The organism is Serratia sp. Res13-Sevr-LER1-36-b, from assembly GCF_015673035.1.
Lineage (GTDB): Bacteria > Pseudomonadota > Gammaproteobacteria > Enterobacterales > Enterobacteriaceae > Chania > Chania fonticola_C.
On the sequence record NZ_JADACK010000010.1, the window covers coordinates 1 to 20113 of the forward strand.

Here is a 20113-nt window from a genome sequence, read left to right on the forward strand (position 1 = left end):
AGGGTATTACGGCTTCTGCTTGCTGGCCTGAATGCTGCGCACCAGGTCGTCGATACAGCGCTCGACAACCATATCCACCGCTTCGCTGCGGGTCGTTTCCGTCACTCTGGATAAGCGATCGATTTTGCGTAGCACCGACATTTTTAATGACAGTGAAACGGCTTTCTTCTTCTCTTTATCCAGATAGACCCTGCTGACGGTCTCGCTGGTTTTCAGCTCCGAGTTAGCCGCCAGCGCATCTTGCATACGGCGAAACGTCTTCTTGTCTAAAAGCCCTGGTACAGTCAGCTGATAGGAGTGAGTGGCCTTGCGGTACTTGATCTCCGCCTCGTAGGATTCTCTCAGTTCCTTAAGCACGCGTGTCAGGGTTGGCCCCGAGCAGTCTAACTCAGTGATGATCTTGTCTGCGGATACGGGTTTACCCGCACTGAGTAAAATGGCCAGCTTATAGATCCGTGCCTGTCGCGTATTGAGTTGCATGATTAATGACTGCCTGCGTTGATGCTAAACCGGTGGCTTTCCTGAGATGACTCGTTGGCAATTCCATATACCTGAGCACGCGCCAGGATTTCTGACGCCCAGCGGCGATGGGTTGCGGGTTCGCACATGGTTCCCTGCGATTTAAACACCGCCTGTGAGGAGTTGAGGATCCGCAGCGCATCGGTATGATCGTTTGCCTGCACCATCAACGCCTTTTCGATCTTGCCGATCTGATTCGGGTGGATCGCTGTCTTGCCGACCAGGCCATGGGCGATATCAAGTGCCAATTCCCTATCCATAATCTGATGATCGTCAATATGCTCGCAAACCGGTGCCGTCAGAGCGAAATCGCGTGGGGAAAATACGGCAACCAGCATTTTGATCACATAACCCATTGGGCCGTCATACAGCGTCAGGTTGCGCGGCCTTCTGAGTGCCACCACGTTCATCAGATCGTTGCCACCGATACGCAGGGCGATGATGCGCCGATAGCACGGATGGTGATGCAGGGTATTGGCTAACTCACGCATTTGCACCACATCAAACACTTCTTCTGTCTCAAGCGTGGGCATCATGCACAGGTGCGAGTCCTGCATCATGTTCCACCAGTAAGGCAGCGAAGCCAGCGTGAATTTAGGCAGCACAAAGCCGTCCACTGCGCTGAAATCCATGCTCGCCAGCAGCTGTTTCCCCATTTCTTTATGACGAGGCCGTACGAATACCAGCGGCCAGTGATCATTGCCCTCTGCGGCCTTGGCTTTGGCCAAGGTTTGGGTCAGTTCGCGCAGGTTTTCCAGCGCCTGGGGAATATCTTCATCGCTGACCGCATCTTCCAGGCAGACGATCAGCGAGCGTAAACCGGCGATCTTGCTATTGAGGATCGTATCGGCGATATCCGTTCTGGTGGCGGGCATATAGAGTGAAGCACCCAGCCGCCAAGGGGAAAGTCGTTGGTTCATTAGAGCACCTTCTTGATAATTGTTACCGCACGGTACTGCCCGATCTCATCACCGACTTCGGTAATGGTCAGCCCCTTTTCGCGTGCCAGATAAACCAGCAGCGCGACGTCGGGATCGTCTACCGCACGGACCAAGACGTGATCCGGTACTCTGCGTAGCACAGCGCGCGTAGCCTCTGCGATCCCTGGTTTAATTCGGTTAATACTTGAAACCTGATATTTTTTGGCGAGGTGGTTAACCACCTTCTCACTTTGTTGTTTCAGGTAAGCCTTTCTCTCCGCATCCTGCGTGCAGGGCTCAAGCGTCTCAGTGTCCAGCGTCGCGCGATACTGTGCAACGGTATCCACCAGCACACGGCTGCATTCAAACTGGGCGAGATGATCGCATTGTACGCAGCCGTGCAGGCCTTCGTTTGACCAGATGGAGCGTGAGATCATGCCGGAAACCGGCGCGCCCATAATGCCAAACGGGATCAGCCAGTCGTCGTCGCTGGCGGCCAGCCACGAACACCCACACGGGTCAGCAAGCACCACCAGGCGGGGCTGGGCAGGATAGCCAGGCCGGTTGTTGAGGGAGCGGATCAGTTCGCCGGTAATGGCTCCCTTACCCGTCCAGCCATCGACAAAGACTATCCCTTCGGTGCCGTGACGCGCCTCGATCCAGTCGAGTGCCACCGAGTCGATGCCCCGGTCGCGGATGATGCTGATGCCGTAGTGATACGATTCTTTGCCCATGGCCCGCAGCGTTTGCTGGAGCATCACCCCCAGCGGAACACCGGCACGCACCAGGCTGGCCAGAACTATCGGCGTATCGCCGAACCGTTCAATCAGCGCAAGGGCCAGCATCGAGACTTCTTTTGCCAGGCGTCCTGCTCCCTGGTCGAGTGCGCGGGCAAACAGGTCGAGGTGTGAAGGGGTCGGCTCCGGTTCCTGGCTCAACATCTCCGAGTAGTGACGGGCACCGGACTGGATCAGCTGTTCTTTCTGATCGACCGGCGTCATTTCCATTTCTACCGGTTGCAGCAGAAAATGAACGTCCTCGGGCAGGTATGAGCCGGAAAAGGGCACAAAATCAGACATATTACTGCTCTCCGAAAATATGGCGGGAGATCGCTTCGGCAAACTGGCTCTGGCGCGGCAGGCCAAACCAGGTACAAAGCTTCATAAAACGATGATCGCTGAGGCTGTCGCCCAACCCGATAACCGGGAACACGCCGCGTTCAAGCCGCAGTTTTTCCAGCAGGAAAGTCACTGCCAGCCCTTTCTCTACCACGGTCGGCAACCAGGCCACGTTATTGCTGTTACGGTGGACGTAATAGCCGCTGGTAGGGAACAACTGCTCAATTTCATCGGCGATGGCGTAAAGCTCGTCCAGACGGGTGCTATCGCGGTGCTTCATCACCAGATAGACCGGCGTGTCACCGTATTCATAGTTGATACGCGCCCAACCATTGATGTTGCGTTCGGCCATCAGCTCGGTGATCTTGCGTTGCATTCCCAGCAGGTTAGCAGCATAAGGTTGCAGTTTTTCCAGCATCAGCGCCTGCCATGCCTGATCCGGCTGCCCCTGTGGGTTGAGGATCACCGCACCGTGCGTGGTAACCGCCCATGACTTGAACGGGATACTCACCCGGGCAATCTCTTCGGTTCCCCGCGCTGTCACTGGGATAAGCTCCGCATGTTCCAGCATCCAGTCCACCAGCATCGACTGTTCTTCGGTCATAAAGCTGCGTGGTTCCAGGCTACGATCCAGGGCGCCGGTGCGATACGGGGCCAGGTCGAGCTCATCGACCATCTTGCGGCGTGTCTGGAACAGGGTGTCGTCCAGATCGGAGAAAATGACCGGCTTATTCATAGCTTACGACCTCAACGGTTGGGGCGACCTGTTTTAACGCCTCAATTAACGTGGGATCAACGCTTGCCGCAGGGGTTTCGATACACAACAGGATCCGGTCAAACTGCTGGTGGGCCACGTTGTAGACAAAGTTGGGGATGCCCAGCCCATAGTTATCGCCAAAGGCGATGGCGGACTGGATGGCGAACCCGGTGGCTATCGGCGAACGGGTGGTGGAGCTGAATTTAACCTCGGCCCCCTGTTTTTCCAGGCGTTCAGCCAGCAGGAAGGGCTCCCAGACAAATTCGCTGCTGCCCAGCACCAGTAATTTCTCCCCTGGATGCGCCTGAATATCGCGCCCCAGATCCGCACTTGGCGATGAAATGCCCAAGCGGCCCCAGCTTTGTTTACCGGTGATCGGTACGCTGCCGGTGGCGGTTACGTTGACTGCGGGCATCACCGGCACCGGAGCATCGGGATTTTTTTCCCAATGCCAGTCACCTTGAACCAATGACACATACTGAATAGGGATTGGGCTGCGTTGGGCTAGGGCGTCGCCGCTCCAGTCGGTCAGCGTAACGGTGATGGCGCGGGCAATGTTGTGTAACCCGGCATCCTGCTGTAAAGCCTGGAGCAGGTTGATGAAGGTGTTGCCGGTGGTGGCCTCATCGTCGATCAGCACGACGGTTTTGGCTTCCAGTACGCGGCGGCGCAGTTCGGCATCCTGTGGCAGATAAAGCAGGTGGTCGGTGGCGTGACTGTGATTTTCTTTGAATTCGCACAGCAGCTCACCCCCCTCTACCGGGTGACGGGTGGACGTTAGGTACACCGGGTCGCTAACGCTGCCCCGGACTTCGTCAAACACACCTGCACCGAATCCGACGGCGGTTTCCGCCATGCCGATAAACAGCACTGGGCCTTGCTCACAGGCCGGGAACAGCGCGGCCAATTGCTGATAGACGGCGCGCATGACGCTCGGCTTCACCGGAATATGGCGGCCCAGCACCTTGCTGACGAACAGAAACGCGCGTTTAGGGTTGCGCCTTTCGGCTACGTCAAACAGCTCATCTAGCGCGATCGTGCCGCCCGTTGGGGTTACTTTCAGCGTGCCGCAAGACAGCGTGCGGGAATAGGTATTTAGCATGGGTTAGTCCTTCACCAGCAGATTGTCGAGCACGGGGTGATATCTGACGACATCGGTAATAGAGCGGACGATCGCTGGCGAGAATGCGGCTTTGGCCTCATCAATCACTTCCTGCTGGCTCATTACGCCAAGCTTATACAGGGCAAACAGGCCCGGCAGATTGACGCCGCTGAAACGGGTATAACCGATACCGCCAGACGGGCGCAGGTTGATTTCCAGCAGCACCGGACGCCCGCTGGTGTCGTTGCGGGTTTGCACGTTGACCAGGCCGTCTGCCTGCATTGCGGTGGCACAGGCTTTAGCGAGTTCAAACGCCTCGCCGTGGTTTTCCAGATATTGCAGCGCCCCTTCTTTTCTACGTGCCACGGCAGCCAGAACCGTGCCCCGATCAACCAACATGTCGACGGAGTATTCAGGGCCAGGCAGGTAAGGCATCAGCACCAGCGGCTCAAACTCGCCAGCGTCCGCCAAAGCACTGAGGTAGCGCTGTGGGTTCACTTTGCGGTTTTCCGGATGGGTAAAGGCGGCCATCGGGCCCACGCTTTCATCAAAACGCCAAAATCCCATGCCATAAATACCCTTCACCGGTTTGACGCACAGCTGCGCGCCAGAGAAAGGGGAACGGCTAATCAGATCGCGCAGCTCGGCCACCGACTCAATGCGCAGAGAGGGGACGACAGGCAGCCCTTGTTGCTCCATGGCCTGGGCAAATGCCACTTTGTCATCGGCCAGCTCAAACATGGCCTGGCTGGTGGCACCGGTGGTCAGTGTGACACCGGCAGCCTCGATCTGTTGCCGATGGGCCTCGAACCACTGCGTGTTACGGCCCGTGTGGATGGCATTGATGCCGCACTTTTCCACCGTAGACAGAATGAAGGGTAGCCGCTGTTCGTCCTCTTTCGGTTCGAACAAGGCGACGTCTGCCTGGGAGAGGATCTCGTTACGTTCATTACGGTGTGAGGCAACCACCGTCACGGCAGTTTGCTTGGCTTTCACCAATGAAACGATGCCCTGAATAATATCCCGCTGGGAAGATAAACCTTCCATAAGCCACATTTTGAGTGTCATTTTTTGATTTTTACCGTTCAAGGCTTGATGGTTAAAAGGATCGCTGTGGGTTGAGGCCACCCAATGGCGATGTCAATCATAACATGATGTCAGTCGAGAAGTGAAAATATACGTTTGAAAGTGGCATAAAATGAATGTTATAGCCAAGAAGTTACCAAATGTGAAAAAAATAAATTCTTTTAAAATATAAGGTTAACTTGAATTGAGTGGAGGGTCAGCAAAAATGGGGTTGTGCGTGAACACCATCATGATATGATTTTCTACTCATGGAATTTGGTGTAAAAAATTCACTGTTTTCAATACCAACTTGAAGGAACTTAAACCATGGTGTCATTAACCAAGAACCAGACCGTTTCGCTCAGCAAGCAGTCATCTGCCATCAACCAGCTGCACTTTGGCCTGGGGTGGGATCCGATTAAGAAGAAAGGCGGTCTGCTGAGCAAAATGTTCGGCGGCGGCAATGATGCCATCGATCTCGATGCTGGCTGCGTATTGCTGGACAAAGATGGCAATACCATCGACACCATCTGGTTCCGCCAGCTTAAGTCTCGCTGCGGCGCAGTGGTGCACAGCGGCGACAACCTGACCGGTGAAGGCGATGGCGATGACGAAGTCATCCTGGTCGAGCTGGCAAAACTGCCTGCTCAGGTGGAATACCTGGCCTTTACCGTCAACAGCTTCCGTGGGCAGTCGTTCAACGATGTGGAAAACGCGTTTTGCCGCGTGGTCGATCAGGCCAAAAAGGAGCTGGCACGTTATGAGCTGAAAGAGCAGGGCGCTCATACCGGCATCGTGATTGCTTCACTTCGTCGTAACAATGGCCAGTGGGATTTTACCGCGCATGGCAAAGCCTGCAGCGGCAGAACCATTGATGACATGCATGCTGACATCGTCGCTACCGTGGTGCGCTAATGAATATGACTCCGGGGGCCAATGCCCCAGTTCCATCTAAATTACTGAAGGTGCGCGTGCTGTCCGGCGCACCGGTTGATGCCTCCGCTTTCCGCCTGTATGCCGATGGCAAAGTGAAGGGCGACGCGGACATGATCTTTTATGGTCAGCCCAAGAGCGATGACGCCACGGTTGCCCTGACCCAAGAAGGTCATAACTCCAACTTCGCGGTAGACGTCAGCCGTTTGCACCCCGACGTGCAGAAAGTCGCCTTTACGGTGACCTGTGAAGGGGCTCAAACCGTCGCGGGCCTGCAACGGTTGCTGATCCAGATTGAAGCGGATAACGAAGTGCTGCTGGTGGGCACCGTTGAGCTGAATGGCCGCCAGGAAACCGCATTGATCCTGGGTGAGCTTTACCGTCGTAACAGCGAATGGAAGTTCCGCTTTATCGCTCAAGGCTTCAACGGCGGGCTGAAACCGCTGGCTGAACATTTTGGTGTGGATGTGGCGGATGCTCCTGCCCCGGCAGCGGCTCCTGCGCCAACGCCTGCACCGGCCCCAACGCCGGAGCCAGCCAAAATCAGCCTGAGCAAAGTGTCGTTAACCAAAGAAAAACCGGCTATCAGCCTGACCAAGCGGGATAACTTTGGGGAAATCCGTATCAACCTGAACTGGCATCGCGGCAGCGGCCCGACGGGTTTACGGGCGATGTTCAGTTCGAACAAGGGCGTCGATCTCGATCTCGGGGCGTTTGTTGAAATGGCCAACGGGGAAAAAACGGTGATCCAGGCGCTCGGTAAGCGTTTTGGTGACTACAACCGCGAGCCGTTTGTCCAACTGCAAGGCGATGACCGCACCGGTGATATCTCGGACGGCGAATGGCTGCATATCAACGGGCGCGAATGGAAACATATCCGCGAAGTACTGGTGTTTGCCTTCATCTACGAAGGGGTCGCGAGCTGGGATAAAACGGACGGCGTTGTGACGTTGCACGTGCCAGACCAGCCACCGATTGAAACCCGCATGTCGGAAGGCCAGAACAATCGCAACATGTGTGCCATTGCGCGCCTGGTTAACGAGAACGGTAGCATCAAGGTTGAGCGTGTTAACCGCTTCTTTAACGGTCACAGTGACATGGATCAGGCTTTCGGCTGGGGTTTCAGCTGGAGAGCAGGGTCAAAGTAATCAATTTCACAGAGGATTTCACCATGAGTTTTTTCAACAAGGTTAAAGGGGCATTCAATGCCAGCCGCGACGAGCTGACCAAGCAGGTCGGTCGTTTCAAGAATAAAAAGTTCATGCAGGGTACCGTGGCCGTGTGCGCGCGTATCTCCGTGGCCAGCGGCGGTGTCAGCTCTGAAGAAAAACAGAAGATGATTGGGTTCCTCCAGGCATCTGATGAGCTGAAAGTGTTCGAGACCACTGAAGTCATCGAATTCTTTAACAAACTGATCGCCAGCTTTGAGTTCGATGTCGAAATCGGCAAAGGCGAAACCATGAAGTATATCCTGGCGCTGAAAGATCAGCCGGAAGCGGCCCAACTGGCCATCCGTGTGGGTATCGCCGTAGCCAAAAGCGATGGTGACTTCGACCAGGATGAGCAAAAAGCGGTACGCGAAATCGTGGCTGCTTTGGGCTTTGATGCGGCCGAATTCGGCCTTTAATGTAATATCTTCAGAAGGTTAATATGGTATCCACGCACATCGGCTTCCCGACCGAGACCGTCATTGTTTTCATTGTATTGGCTGTCGGGGCCATTTTTATCGACTTGTTTATGCACCGCGATGACAAGCCTATTTCGCTGAAGAGCGCAGCCCTATGGTCTGTGTTCTGGGTTGCCATAGCGATGGCCTTTGCCGGTTTCCTGTATATCCACCACGGCGCCGAAGTGGCCAGCCTGTTTGTCACCGGTTACGCACTAGAGAAAGTGCTGTCGGTTGATAACCTGTTTGTCATGATGGCGATCTTCTCGTGGTTCGCCGTGCCGGATCGTTTCCGTCACCGCGTGCTCTACTGGGGCATTATCGGGGCTATCGTGTTCCGTGGCATCTTCGTTGCCATCGGTACCGGCTTGCTCAGCCTCGGGCCATACGTTGAAATTGTCTTTGCGCTGATCGTGGCCTGGACGGCGGTGATGATGTTGCGCAGCGGCGATGACGGTGATGAGATCGAAGACTACTCGCAGCACTTGGCGTATCGCATGGTTAAACGGTTCTTCCCGATTTGGCCGAAGCTCAGAGGCCACGCTTTCCTGTTAAGCCAGAAAGAAGTCGATGAGGAACTGGCCAAGCCGGAAAACAAGGATGTGACCATTGGCCGTGGTGCCAAAGCCTGGCGATATGCTACACCGCTGATGCTGTGTGTGGCCGTGGTTGAGCTTTCCGACGTGATGTTTGCGTTTGACTCGGTACCGGCCATCATCGCCGTGAGCCGTGAGCCGCTGATTGTCTACAGCGCCATGATGTTCGCCATCCTCGGCCTGCGTACGTTGTATTTTGTGCTGGAAGCCCTGAAGCAGTACCTGACGCATCTGGAAAAAGCCGTTATTGTGTTGCTGTTCTTCATTGCGGTGAAACTGGGTCTTAATGCCACCGACCACATCTGGCATCATGGGTACAGCATTTCAGCAACGGCGAGCCTGTTTGTCGTGCTGGGCGTTCTTGCGGTGGGTATTATCGCGAGCGTCATGTTCCCAGGCAAACCCGACGCCGAGGAGAAAAAGGAGAGCTGATCTCCTATCCAGCTGAAATCAATTCGCATGAGTTTAATTTTTTGAGAGGTTAGAACAATGAGTGTTTCTTTATCTAAAGGCGGTAATGTTTCCCTGAGTAAAGCAGCCCCAACCATGAAGAATGTGTTGATTGGTCTGGGTTGGGACGCACGCTCCACCGATGGTCAAGACTTTGACCTGGATGCCTCTGCATTCCTGCTGGCCGCAAACGGGAAAGTGCGCGGTGATGCTGACTTCATTTTTTATAACAACCTGACTTCTTCAGACGGTTCCGTCACCCACACCGGTGACAACCGTACTGGTGAAGGCGACGGCGATGACGAATCTCTGAAAATCAAACTGGATATGATCCCAGCTGATGTCGACAAAATCGTGTTTGTGGTCACTATCCACGATGCGCAGGCTCGTCGTCAGAGCTTTGGCCAGGTATCCGGCGCCTTTATCCGTTTGGTGAACGATGACAACCAGACCGAAGTGGCCCGTTACGACCTGACAGAAGATGCGTCCACCGAAACCGCCATGCTGTTTGGTGAGCTGTATCGCAACAACGCCGAGTGGAAATTCCGCGCGGTAGGTCAGGGTTATGCCGGTGGCTTGGCTTCCGTGTGTGCTCAGTACGGCATCAACGCCTCCTGATCGACAAACTCGTTAATATTTCGGGCAGTACACCACTGCCCGTATCATCCCCTACAAAGCAGGAGCTTTAAAATGGCAGTTTCTCTCGTAAAAGGCGGTAACGTATCCCTGACCAAAGAAGCACCAACCATGAACATTGCCATGGCTGGCTTAGGTTGGGATGCGCGTGTCACCGATGGCCAAGGGTTTGACCTGGACGCCTCCGTATTTATGGTTGGTGATGACGGTAAGGTGCTGGGCGACAGCAGCTTTATCTTCTTCAACAACAAGAAGAGTGCTTGTGGCTCCGTTGAGCACCAGGGCGACAACCGCACCGGTGAAGGCGATGGCGATGATGAGCAGGTCAAAATTGAGCTGAGCAAAGTGCCTGCTGAAGTCAAGAAACTGGTTTTCGCCGTCACCATCTATGATGCAGAAGCGCGTAAACAGAACTTTGGCATGGTCAGCAACAGCTACATGCGTATCTTCAACAACGATAACGGCACCGAAATCGCCCGTTTCGACCTGTCCGAAGATGCTTCTACCGAAACTGCGATGGTATTCGGCGAGCTGTATCGCAACGGTGCCGAGTGGAAATTCAAGGCAGTGGGCCAAGGCTTTGCAGGTGGCCTGTCCGCGCTGGCTTCACAGCATGGCGTGAATATCTAAGATAGGCTCGTTGCCAGTGTGAGAACCGAGGTCAGGGTCTACAGATTAACCCCTGCATCTGATTATGGCTCCGCATCAGCCCCCTCTCCCTGTGGGAGAGGGGTGGGGTGAGGGGGATTACACGCTCCCCTTGCCCAGTCCCACCATCAATATCCCCGTTATGGAAAAGCTATTTTAACAGGAGGTTATCCTGATGATTTTACAGTCCGGCCAGAACTTGGTGGTCAATGGCACCCAGCTCAACCTGACCCTGCAGTACCCCGCCACCCCCGGTTTTAAGAGTGAGCCTGATACCGCGGTATTCCTGCTGAATGCCGAGGGCAAAGTCCGTGGCGATGCCGATTTTATCTTCTTCAATCAAACCGCTACCCCCAACCGCAGCGTCGTTTTACAAACCACCCACCAAAGCAGCACCCTCTCGTTAGATCTAAGCAAAATTGACGCTGATGTCAGCAAGATTGCCATCACTTTGGTGATTGATGGTTTGGACGCGATCTCTGGGCTGCAACACCTGAGAATGGATGCGCAGAACGTTGCCCAATACAGCGTAGAAACCCCGGGCCGCCAGGAGAAGGCGCTAATTGTGGCCGAAATTTATCGCCATGCCGGTAACTGGAAGCTGCGCGCGCTGGGGCAGGGATTTAACGGTGGCCTGGAGCCGCTGGCGTTAAACTATGGTGTTGATGTGGCTCAGCCAACTGCGCCTGCTACTCCGCCGCCGACCGTCAGCCTGGAGAAAAAGCTGCAGGATAAAGCCCCGCATTTGGTGAGCCTGGCGAAGAACGTCACCGTCAGCCTGGCTAAATTCAATCTGCAGTCGGTGAAGGCCAAGGTCGCGTTCGTGCTGGATGCTTCAGGATCGATGACCGGGCAGTTCAAAAAGGGCAATGTGCAGGCGGTACTGGATCGCATCGCCGTGCTGGCCGTGCAGTTTGATGATGACGGCTCGATGGACGTCTGGGGCTTTGCCGAAAAACACGCAAAATATCCCGATGTGACGCTGGATAATCTTGATGGTTATATCAAGGCGATCCAGGGCAGCGGCAAGCGCTCAATGTGGGAGATCCTGCCAAAGCTGGGTGGTACCAATAATGAACCGCCGGTGATGGAGGAGCTGATCGATACGTTTAAACACAGCGACATGCCGGTGTACGTGGTGTTTATTACCGACGGTGGCATCAGCAAAACGCGCCAGATCAAAGAAGCGATCAAGCGCTCGGCCAACTATCCGATTTTCTGGAAGTTTGTCGGCCTGGGTGGCTCGAACTACGGCGTACTGGAAAAGCTGGATACCTTCACCGATCGCCGGGTGGATAACACCAACTTCTTCGCGATTGATGACTTTGCCACGATGAAAGAAGACCGTTTGTACGATCTGCTGCTGGAGGAGTTTAAAGAGTGGTATGACGCCGCCAAGGCGGACCGTATTATTTTTTAACTATTAATATCAGATAGTTAAATAAATACATAACGTACCGCGATGGCCCCTCACCCTAACCCTCTCCCACAGGGAGAGGGGACCGATCGAGTGTGCGATTGGTTGCAGAAATCTACCTGACCACCGAAATGAATCAACTGTTCACTGAACTCGACCACGACGCCGGACAGCTCCCTCTCCTTGTGGGAGAGGGCTGGGGTGAGGGGAAATATTGAGTGCCGAGGGGAGCGATTAGTGGTCAGTCTTGCTGATCACATTAGGCTCCGCCACGCGCTGCCTTTTAACCGGCGAACGGCGTTTTGACCAGGCCGGGTGGAAATGCCGCCAGTGCGCATCCTGGGCCGCAGCTAACAATTCATAGTCCCCACGGGTATCGCCCCAGGCTCTGAGATGATAGTTCCCCAGTGGGCCATAGATACTTTCCAGGCGTTCAACCTTCTGCCCACAGCGGCAATTATGGCCGGTGATGTGCCCGGTGAGCTTCCCGTCGACCACTTCCAACTGAGTACCAATCAGCTTGATGCCCAAACGATCGGCAAACGGCTGTAGCACCAGGGCCGGCGAAGCGGAACAAATCGTGACTTCAGCACCGGAGCTGACCTCCATGGCAACCGCAATCAGCCCAGAAGGGCGCATCAGCTTGGTCCAATAGGCCGAACAAAAGGCTTCCGCCTGCTGACGGAACCAGTGCTCATCTACCCCGGTCAGGAAAACCTTAATCAGGGTTTCTTTTAGCTCGTCGCGGGTGAGTTTTTTGCGCATATGCTTAAACGCAGGCTGCGCCAGTTGCAATAAGCGCCGGGCAAATACGCGCCGCCCAAAAGCGAAACGCAGAAATGGGATAAAACTGTCGTGGTGAGTCAGCGTTCCGTCAAAATCAAAAACTGACAAAACTTGCGTTGTACGACTTGCCTCTGTATCCATCTTTAAACCATACCTCTACTGTGCAATACCGGGCGTTCTCCCAATCTGGTGGATGATAGCAGAACTCCCCCGCAGGTTGAATTTTTGCCAACCTGGCCCGCAAACCCAGCTCTAAGACCAATTTATAAAACACGATCACGCCCTCAATATCCCTACTAATTATGTGATTTCTCCGCCGCTAGCGAGTAAAATGCCTGCGCCCTACCCAGGGCACGCTGTTTACAATCTGGCTATGGCATCGCCATAAAAAGGAGTCTTCCCTTATGACAGGTCTGTTTCTGGGGTTCCTTCTTGGATTTATCATGCAACGCGGGCGCTTTTGTATGGCCGGCGGTCTGAGAGACCTCTATCTGTTTCGCGACGGGCGCATGACCCTCGCTATCCTCATTATCATTACTCTGCAAAGCATCGGTCTGTTCGCCTTCGTCGCTCTCGGTTGGGCTAAACTGCCCGGCGGGGATTTCCGCTGGCTGGCGACGCTGATCGGCGGCGTTACCTTCGGTCTCGGCATGGGGCTGGCAGGCTCCTGTTCGACAGGAGCTTACTATCGCGCTGCCGAAGGGCTGGCCGGAAGTATGATTGCCGTGATCGGTTTTGTCGTCGCCAGTTGGTATATCCGCCAGCCGGGTGGCAAACAACTGTTCGCGCCCATCAATGCCCCCGCCTTACCGGATGCTTCGCTGATGCAGACGTTCGGCATGTCTCCCTGGCCTGCTGTAGCGGTGCTAACCGTGCTGACCGGTGTGTTGGTCTGGCGCCACCTGAAACGCAAATCCTTCCCCGTTCCGCAACCTAAACCGCGCAAGCAGGGTATTGCCCACTGGCTGTTCGAAGCACGCTGGCATCCCTTCGTCAGTGCCGTACTGATCGGCGTTATTGCGCTGCTGGCATGGCCTTCCAGCCTAGAGGCGGGCCGGGTTGGCGGTCTGGGGATTAGTGGCCCCAGCGCACAGCTGTTTTCGTTAATCACCGAGGGTAAAACCGGCTTCTTTGGCTGGGCTGGCTACTTGCTGATCGGGATTTTTGCCGGTGCGCTGGTGGCTGCCTGGGGAAGTCAGGAATTGCGGCTGCGCTCGCCCGGCCTCCCGACATTGGTCAAAAGCCTGCTTGGGGGCGGATTGATGGGGATCGGCAGCGGATTGGCCGGGGGCTGTATGCTGGGTAATACCATCGTCAATACCGCCTGGTTCTCCTGGCAGGGCTGGCTGTTTATTCCGTGCATCCTGTTGGGCAGTTGGGTGGTCAGTTATTTCACTATTATTCTTCCGAATCAATCGATTAAAACAAAAGAGGCTTGAGGGCTATGAAAACGATCACTCTGGATACCACCGGTAAACTTTGCCCGTTCCCGCTGATGGAAGCCAAAAAGCACATTGAGCAATTGGGTTCTGGCGACCTGCTGGTGATTGAATATGACTGCGCCCAGGCCACGGAAAACCTGCCGCGCTGGGCGGTTGAGGCAGGGCACTGCGTGACGGATTTCCAGCAGACCGGCGATGCCCGCTGGCAGATTAGTATTCAGAAGGGGTAGAGTTATCTGCTCTAAATTGGGAGTTTTTTCCGGGTTAGAGCCGGCTTGAGCATCGCTACGTCTTTAAACGTAGGGAAAACAATCCATCATGTATTCTTACCTTTTGTCATCTTTGGCCAGTATACTTAATTCCAGCTTGAGGGCGCTTTGCCGCTCAGGAACGTTCAACCTTAACGAATGAAGGGATACACGATGAAAAATATTTTCTTTTTTGATGCGATGCTGACGCCGAAAATCATTACCGGCGTTTATTGGCTTTGCCTGCTGGGCATCCTGGTCGGTGGGATTGGGTCGATGTTCTATGGTGAGTTTTTCCGTGGTCTGCTGGGCATCATCATTGGCGGTGTCTTTACCCGTGTCTGTTTTGAAATGGTGATCATCGCCTTCAAAAATAACGAGTATCTGCGCAAGATTGCTGAAAAGCCGTAATGTTGTGAAGGACAAATACTCCCTCACCGGGTTCAAAGCGTAGGGGCGTAGCATGCTGCGCCCGTCAGAGTAATCAGTGGGTTAGCTAGGTAGGTACAGCTCGATTTCTACAAATTCAGCAACATTGCCACTTTTTCATCGAGCTGAATTTTTGGAGACTAAAGGTTCTTCCTTTACTGTGCACGTTGATCCTCTCTACGTATCAACTGTATGCCGTAGCTAAAATCATTTCTCTGACCATCACCTTGATACGATTGAGTTTATATAACTTATATTATTTTTTATACTCATCAAGATACCAATTCGCAGGAATAGTACTGACGGCAAAGCATACTTGTGAAACCTTGGCGTTAATGAGTTATACAACGGGTCTGTCGCAACGCCTCGTATGCAAGTTGACGGCTCTCTATGCCAACCTGCTAGAATGAGGTTCAGCGTCCTGTAATGCCAAAGAACTAAAGCTCCCCGGCACGAATAAAAATATGTCATGTGTTTACTTTCACACATAAAAGTAAAGGGATTCCATCAGTAATGAATACATAACCTTCATTTCCCTGCGGGAACAATATAACATTTAATTCACGCCCCTTAAATAAATAAAAATTGGGAATAACAGGCTTAAGAAGCATGGCAAGCTCATTATCCTTAATACTTTCAGAGGAGAACAACAACGTTCTGTCTGTTGCATCTTGGGTATAAGTAAAAGGAGCATTCCATTCTACCTTCCGCAGATTATTATCTAGCCCATAATACGAACCAATCATATGAAACTCACCCGCTCCTCCTTTAAAATGAAAGATAATCTTGGAAAAATAGTTCACATCTCCTTGTTGGATGTTAACTTTATCCTCACAGGAAAAGTTATTTTTATTATAAAATAAATTAATTTTGGCAAAGAAAGGAGATAAAATCACTCCCGCAAGCAATGCATGCATTATCAACTTAGTCAGTTTTTCCATCATTATTCTCGACAAAATAATATGTTACACAGGAAGACATTTTTTTACATTGTCATCACATAGAACAATGGATGTTTTCAGGCGAGATAAACTCTCTGTTAAGTAGGCAATCTGATTTTTTTACAAGAAATTTTTTTCCTACCAGATAGTCAGAAAAATAATTTCGACGACTGAGGGAAATCGAATCATCAACATAGACAACACATTCATTAACTTTCCCAACCTTTACATAATTTGAAAAAAAATCACTATTTACATTAATACTCCTAAACAATAAAGATAGAAAAATAATAAAGAACAGTCCTGCAGTCAAAAAATGATTAATTCAATGTGTTTTGAATTTATAACAAAGCTGTAACTTTCAAATAGGAAACGTCACGACTACCTTTCTCGGTTTCTTCCTAATATGAGCAGCAACACGAGAAGGTCGAGGCATCCCCCCTCCTCTAATCTAGATATATAACCTATCAAGGAGATGAATGATAATGATTGTCAGGCGCTTGCTCAGAATTTTCCTTTTTAAAATTAACATGTTAAAACAACACATTAATGCCTTGGTTGTTATCAAATATCAATAACATAAGAATAACAGGAGCTAATGCTACTAAAAAAACACATAGGTTAAAAAAAATATTTCTCTACCAGCAATCTTGGTTTGGTTTAAAAGAATGAATTTGCATTATCATGAAGAATTAAATGCTAAATTTAACATATTAAAAACGCTGTACCTTTTTTATTTTTTGGGGTTGCCGTGAGATACGTTGTATTTATAATGCGACCAAAAGGAATAGTTCGTCTTTATCGTGAATACGCTCACCATCATCTCAAGGGTTAATATGGAGAATAACCTATTTGGATTTCTTATTGATAATGACATTCAACTTGATATACCCCATAAAAGACTGATTCGTATCAGTACAATTTCGTCAGGAAAAATGGGCAAGTCTGTTTTATTTGGCTCGATTGAGTTGAGTGAGGTCACCTTACGCTTGTTGGTATTTATACTCCAGCACGAAAAAGGAGAGAGGCTATCTAAAGATGAAATATTTAAATACGTTTGGGAGGATGCTAATCTTTCTTCTTCTAACCAACGTTTATGGCAAGCGATAAACGAATTAAGGTTAAAGCTGAGCTCTCTCGGCTTACCCCACGATTTCATATTAAACACAAGGGGATCAGGATATTCATTGAATAGTCCAGATGTCACACCTTTATTTTATAAAAACTTTAACTGAGCTTTCACTTAGTTAATAAAACTATATCCATAAAACCCTTGGATATTAAATCGTCATTTTAAAGGAATTTGAAATGACACAACATTAAGAATTGAAGGAATAGATATGAAAAAGTTAGCAATCGTTGCATCCCTGGTCGCAGCATTCGGTTCTCTGGGTATGGCTCAAGCAGCCTCTACCGGTACCATCACCTTTAACGGTGAACTGACCGCTACTACCTGTGACGTCGTTGTTGACGGCCAGGCTGCTGACGCCACCGTGGTGCTGCCAACCATCGGCACCAACCTGCTGCAAACTGCGGGCACCACACGAGGTGATACCGGCTTCGTGATGGCGCTGAACAACTGTTCTGGCACCCTGCAGACCGCTTCCGCCTTCTTCGAAGCTGGGTCTTCTGTTGACCAGGTGACTGGTCGTCTGAAAAACATGACCGGTGGTGCTACCAACGTCAGCCTGCAGCTGCTGGACGGATCAAGCACGTCTCCGGCAGTGATCCAGGCGGGTAACCAGAACCAGGTAACCAACACCACTTATAAAGATATTTCAAGCGGTAGTGCAAGCCTGCCATACATCGTTCGCTACTATGCCGAAGCGCCAACGACTGCCGGCACCGTGGTCAGCAACGTAGTGTACTCCATCCAGTACCAGTAATGGACTGTGGGAGGGGATTTCCCCCTCCCAACTCGCCTGACCGTTTGGAGCTAAACATGAAGTTTCTCACACACTCGACACATCAGATTTGTACGTTGGCAGCCCTGGCGCTGTTCAGCACCCATGCGCTGGCCAGCGTGGTCATCAGCGGTACCCGCGTGATTTACCCGTCGGATGCGAAGGAAGTCAGCGTCAAAATCAGCAATGTGGGTCCCTCGCCGGTGCTGCTGCAAAGCTGGATCGACAGTGGCGATGCCAATGCCAAACCATCAGCCATCAAGGTGCCATTCGTGCTGACCCCGCCGATGAACCGGGTCGAGGCAGGCAAGGGCCAGACGCTGCGTATCAGCTACGCTGGCGGTGCATTACCGATGGATAAAGAGTCGGTGTTCTGGTTGAACGTGCTGGAAGTCCCGGCCAAGAGTCAGGCCAAAACCGAAGAAAACAAGCTGCAGATGGCGTTCCGTACCCGTATCAAGCTGTTCTATCGCCCGGCGGGTCTAGAAGGCAATGCCAACGATGCCGCCAAAGCGGTTACCTGGAGTACCCAGGGGAGCCAGGTCCAGGCCACCAACCCGACGCCGTTCTATGCCTCGCTGGTCAATCTATCCATCAACGGCAAGAAGCTCGACAGTGCGATGATCGCCCCGCGCAGCGCCATGACGCTGGAATTACCGGGTCAGGCGGGAAGCAAAATCAGCGGAACCTATGTGAACGATTACGGTGCCGTACTGCCCTTCGATGCAGTCGTGAAATAAGCACCCACAACGTCCCATCATATTAATTATCGTCTTCACCATTATTCAGGAAATACGTTCTTGAAAGGATCTCTTATGTCTACATCTTTGCAATCAGGTCTCCAGAGTCGGCTTTCTCCTCTGGCGATGGCCATGTTTTCGACCTTTTTTGTTGGCGGCGTCCAGGCTGAAACTGCCCCCTCCGCGCCACAAGAGATCGCAAAGAACCTGGAGTTTGATCCGTCTTTCCTGAATGTTGATGATGAAAAGTCGGTTGATCTCAGCCGCTTTGCCAATGGCTCGTCGGCCCTCCCCGGCACCTACAAGACGGCGGTGTACGTCAACGAGCAACTGGTCAGCAATGCCGATATCGAGTTCAAGGCGCGCGCGGATAAAACCGTGTATCCCTGCCTGACCAGCGAGTTGATCAAGAACATCGCGTTCAATTACGAGAAGTTGCCCTCAGACTTTTTAAGCCAGCAAAACGCTGGCGAGCAGTGTCTCGACCTGCAGCAAAAAATTCCTGAAGCCCAGGTCAATTACGACAGTAACGAACAGCGCCTGGATATCGTCATTCCCCAGGTGTACATGCTGAACACTGCCCGGGGTACCGTCAGCCCGGAACTCTGGGACAGCGGTGTACCAGCATTACTGCTCGGCTATAACGTCAATGGCTATACCAGCGATTCACACGGTGAAACCTTCAACTCGCTGTTCGCCGGGGTGAATGCCGGACTGAACGTCGGGGCCTGGTATCTGCGACATAACGGCTCCTATACCCGGATGGACAACGGGCCGAACCAGTACAGCAACATCAATACCTACCTGCAGCGCGATGTCCCCGCACTCAAAGCCCGCGTGTTGATGGGGCAGTCGAACACCACCGGTCAGTTGTTCGATACACTGCCATTTACCGGTATCCAACTGGCCACCGACGAGAGGATGTTGCCCGAATCCCTGCGCGGTTACGCGCCGGAGATCCGCGGCATTGCCCGTACGAATGCCCGTGTCACCGTGCGCCAGAGCGGCCAGGTGCTGTATGAAACCACTGTCACCCCGGGAGAGTTCTTGATCAATGATCTCTACCCGACCGGCTACGGTGGCGATCTGGATGTGACCGTGCGTGAATCAGACGGTACCGAGCAGACCTTCAGCGTGCCCTATGCGTCGGTCGCCCAGTTGCTGCGCCCTGGCGCATCACGCTATTCCATCACCGCGGGTGAGGTGCGCAGCGATAACCTGCGTGATAAACCGGCGTTGTACCAGGCAACCTACCAGTTGGGGCTGACTAATGCCATTACCGGCTACGGTGGCCTGCAGCTCAGTCAGGATTACTACGCGCTGCAACTGGGGGCGGCGGTGGGCACCCCGATTGGCGCACTGGCGTTTGATGCCACTCAGGCACGTACCCATCTGCAAAACAGCACCGATGAGAATGGTCGACATCAGTCAGGTAACAGCCTCAGCGGCCAAAGCTATCAGGTCAGTTACAGCAAACTGATTAGCGAGACCAACAGCAACCTGTCGCTGGCGGCCTACCGCTTCTCGACCGACGGCTACATGGATTTCATGACGGCGATGCAGACGCGCGACGCCGTGGCGCAGGGGTTTTCTCCCGACTCGATCTGGCGGGCCAAGAACCGCCTCACCCTGACCGCGGGCCAGGGGTTACCGGACAACTGGGGACAACTGTATGTCAGTGGTTCGCTGCAGAACTACTGGAACAAGGACGGCAGCGAGAAGCAGTATCAGGTGGGGTATAACAACCGTTACAAAAGCCTGTCCTACGGTCTCAGTGCTAATCGGACTTTCTCCAG

The 20113-nt window shown here is 52.7% G+C and carries 22 protein-coding genes; 14 read left to right on the forward strand and 8 right to left on the reverse strand.

The annotated features are described in order from the left end of the window. Positions 1 to 6: 6 nt before the first annotated feature. Genes IMQ33_RS06985 through IMQ33_RS07010 form a run of 6 tightly spaced genes read right to left on the reverse strand, consistent with a single transcriptional unit; the run spans position 7 to position 5484 of the window. Positions 7 to 480 (reverse strand): HTH domain-containing protein, encoded by a 474-nt coding sequence (locus IMQ33_RS06985; protein WP_173410017.1) that lies wholly within the window; start codon positions 478 to 480, stop codon positions 7 to 9. Positions 481 to 482: 2 nt separating this feature from the next. Next, entirely contained in the window at positions 483 to 1439 is a 957-nt protein-coding gene (locus tag IMQ33_RS06990; protein ID WP_065683511.1) for an HpcH/HpaI aldolase/citrate lyase family protein, read from the reverse strand. Continuing rightward, on the reverse strand, positions 1439 to 2518 hold the full coding sequence (locus IMQ33_RS06995; RefSeq protein ID WP_098929213.1) for a cysteine protease StiP family protein: 1080 nt from the start codon (positions 2516 to 2518) through the stop codon (positions 1439 to 1441). Before IMQ33_RS06995 ends, IMQ33_RS06990 begins: the two co-directional genes overlap by 1 nt. Before the next feature lies 1 nt (position 2519). Continuing rightward, positions 2520 to 3293, reverse strand: a complete 774-nt coding sequence (locus IMQ33_RS07000) for a hypothetical protein (RefSeq protein WP_065683513.1) — start codon at positions 3291 to 3293, stop codon at positions 2520 to 2522. Next, complete coding sequence (locus IMQ33_RS07005) at positions 3286 to 4416, reverse strand: phosphoribosyltransferase domain-containing protein (RefSeq protein WP_196061637.1); 1131 nt, start codon at positions 4414 to 4416, stop codon at positions 3286 to 3288. Before IMQ33_RS07005 ends, IMQ33_RS07000 begins: the two co-directional genes overlap by 8 nt. Before the next feature lie 3 nt (positions 4417 to 4419). Then, complete coding sequence (locus IMQ33_RS07010) at positions 4420 to 5484, reverse strand: ATP-grasp domain-containing protein (protein ID WP_196061638.1); 1065 nt, start codon at positions 5482 to 5484, stop codon at positions 4420 to 4422. Between the two features lie 324 nt (positions 5485 to 5808). On the opposite strand from IMQ33_RS07010, the gene IMQ33_RS07015 reads away from it, so the two are divergent. From IMQ33_RS07015 to IMQ33_RS07045, 7 genes are all read left to right on the forward strand, one after another. Next, positions 5809 to 6396 (forward strand): TerD family protein, encoded by a 588-nt coding sequence (locus tag IMQ33_RS07015; protein WP_065683515.1) that lies wholly within the window; start codon positions 5809 to 5811, stop codon positions 6394 to 6396. Beyond that, complete coding sequence (locus IMQ33_RS07020) at positions 6396 to 7562, forward strand: TerD family protein (protein ID WP_196061639.1); 1167 nt, start codon at positions 6396 to 6398, stop codon at positions 7560 to 7562. Before IMQ33_RS07015 ends, IMQ33_RS07020 begins: the two co-directional genes overlap by 1 nt. Before the next feature lie 23 nt (positions 7563 to 7585). After that, positions 7586 to 8041 carry a tellurite resistance TerB family protein gene (locus tag IMQ33_RS07025; RefSeq protein ID WP_065683517.1) on the forward strand — a complete coding sequence of 152 codons (456 nt, stop codon included), beginning with the start codon at positions 7586 to 7588 and terminating at the stop codon, positions 8039 to 8041. A gap of 23 nt (positions 8042 to 8064) precedes the next feature. Continuing rightward, complete coding sequence (locus tag IMQ33_RS07030; RefSeq protein ID WP_021807714.1) at positions 8065 to 9108, forward strand: TerC/Alx family metal homeostasis membrane protein; 1044 nt, start codon at positions 8065 to 8067, stop codon at positions 9106 to 9108. Positions 9109 to 9165: 57 nt separating this feature from the next. Next, positions 9166 to 9744, forward strand: coding sequence for a tellurium resistance membrane protein TerD (terD, locus tag IMQ33_RS07035; RefSeq protein ID WP_021807715.1), 579 nt, complete (start codon positions 9166 to 9168; stop codon positions 9742 to 9744). A 72-nt stretch (positions 9745 to 9816) separates the two neighbouring features. Then, positions 9817 to 10392, forward strand: coding sequence for a TerD family protein (locus IMQ33_RS07040; protein WP_021807716.1), 576 nt, complete (start codon positions 9817 to 9819; stop codon positions 10390 to 10392). Positions 10393 to 10585: 193 nt separating this feature from the next. Then, positions 10586 to 11830 (forward strand): VWA domain-containing protein, encoded by a 1245-nt coding sequence (locus IMQ33_RS07045; protein WP_196061640.1) that lies wholly within the window; start codon positions 10586 to 10588, stop codon positions 11828 to 11830. A 231-nt stretch (positions 11831 to 12061) separates the two neighbouring features. On the opposite strand, the gene IMQ33_RS07050 is transcribed toward IMQ33_RS07045, so the two are convergent. Further along, positions 12062 to 12754, reverse strand: a complete 693-nt coding sequence (locus IMQ33_RS07050; RefSeq protein WP_161712582.1) for an HAD family hydrolase — start codon at positions 12752 to 12754, stop codon at positions 12062 to 12064. A gap of 263 nt (positions 12755 to 13017) precedes the next feature. Between IMQ33_RS07050 and IMQ33_RS07055 the strand changes: the two genes are divergently transcribed. From IMQ33_RS07055 to IMQ33_RS07065, 3 genes are all read left to right on the forward strand, one after another. Next, positions 13018 to 14052, forward strand: a complete 1035-nt coding sequence (locus IMQ33_RS07055; protein ID WP_196061641.1) for a YeeE/YedE family protein — start codon at positions 13018 to 13020, stop codon at positions 14050 to 14052. 5 nt (positions 14053 to 14057) lie between these two features. After that, positions 14058 to 14285: a sulfurtransferase TusA family protein gene (locus IMQ33_RS07060; RefSeq protein ID WP_098929203.1), complete on the forward strand. Its 228-nt coding sequence runs from the start codon at positions 14058 to 14060 to the stop codon at positions 14283 to 14285. A gap of 192 nt (positions 14286 to 14477) precedes the next feature. Continuing rightward, positions 14478 to 14714 carry a DUF4282 domain-containing protein gene (locus IMQ33_RS07065; protein WP_065683532.1) on the forward strand — a complete coding sequence of 79 codons (237 nt, stop codon included), beginning with the start codon at positions 14478 to 14480 and terminating at the stop codon, positions 14712 to 14714. Positions 14715 to 15199: 485 nt separating this feature from the next. On the opposite strand, the gene IMQ33_RS07070 is transcribed toward IMQ33_RS07065, so the two are convergent. After that, positions 15200 to 15673 carry a hypothetical protein gene (locus IMQ33_RS07070; RefSeq protein WP_196067754.1) on the reverse strand — a complete coding sequence of 158 codons (474 nt, stop codon included), beginning with the start codon at positions 15671 to 15673 and terminating at the stop codon, positions 15200 to 15202. An 836-nt stretch (positions 15674 to 16509) separates the two neighbouring features. Here IMQ33_RS07070 and IMQ33_RS07075 point away from each other — a divergent pair. The 4 genes from IMQ33_RS07075 to IMQ33_RS07090 form a co-directional block, all read left to right on the forward strand. After that, positions 16510 to 16908: a winged helix-turn-helix domain-containing protein gene (locus IMQ33_RS07075; RefSeq protein WP_196061643.1), complete on the forward strand. Its 399-nt coding sequence runs from the start codon at positions 16510 to 16512 to the stop codon at positions 16906 to 16908. Between the two features lie 105 nt (positions 16909 to 17013). Continuing rightward, entirely contained in the window at positions 17014 to 17559 is a 546-nt protein-coding gene (locus IMQ33_RS07080) for a fimbrial protein (protein WP_196061644.1), read from the forward strand. A 56-nt stretch (positions 17560 to 17615) separates the two neighbouring features. After that, positions 17616 to 18317 carry a molecular chaperone gene (locus tag IMQ33_RS07085; protein ID WP_173408704.1) on the forward strand — a complete coding sequence of 234 codons (702 nt, stop codon included), beginning with the start codon at positions 17616 to 17618 and terminating at the stop codon, positions 18315 to 18317. A 75-nt stretch (positions 18318 to 18392) separates the two neighbouring features. Next, a partial coding sequence (locus IMQ33_RS07090) for a fimbria/pilus outer membrane usher protein (RefSeq protein WP_196061645.1) occupies positions 18393 to 20113 on the forward strand: 1721 nt, incomplete at its 3' end.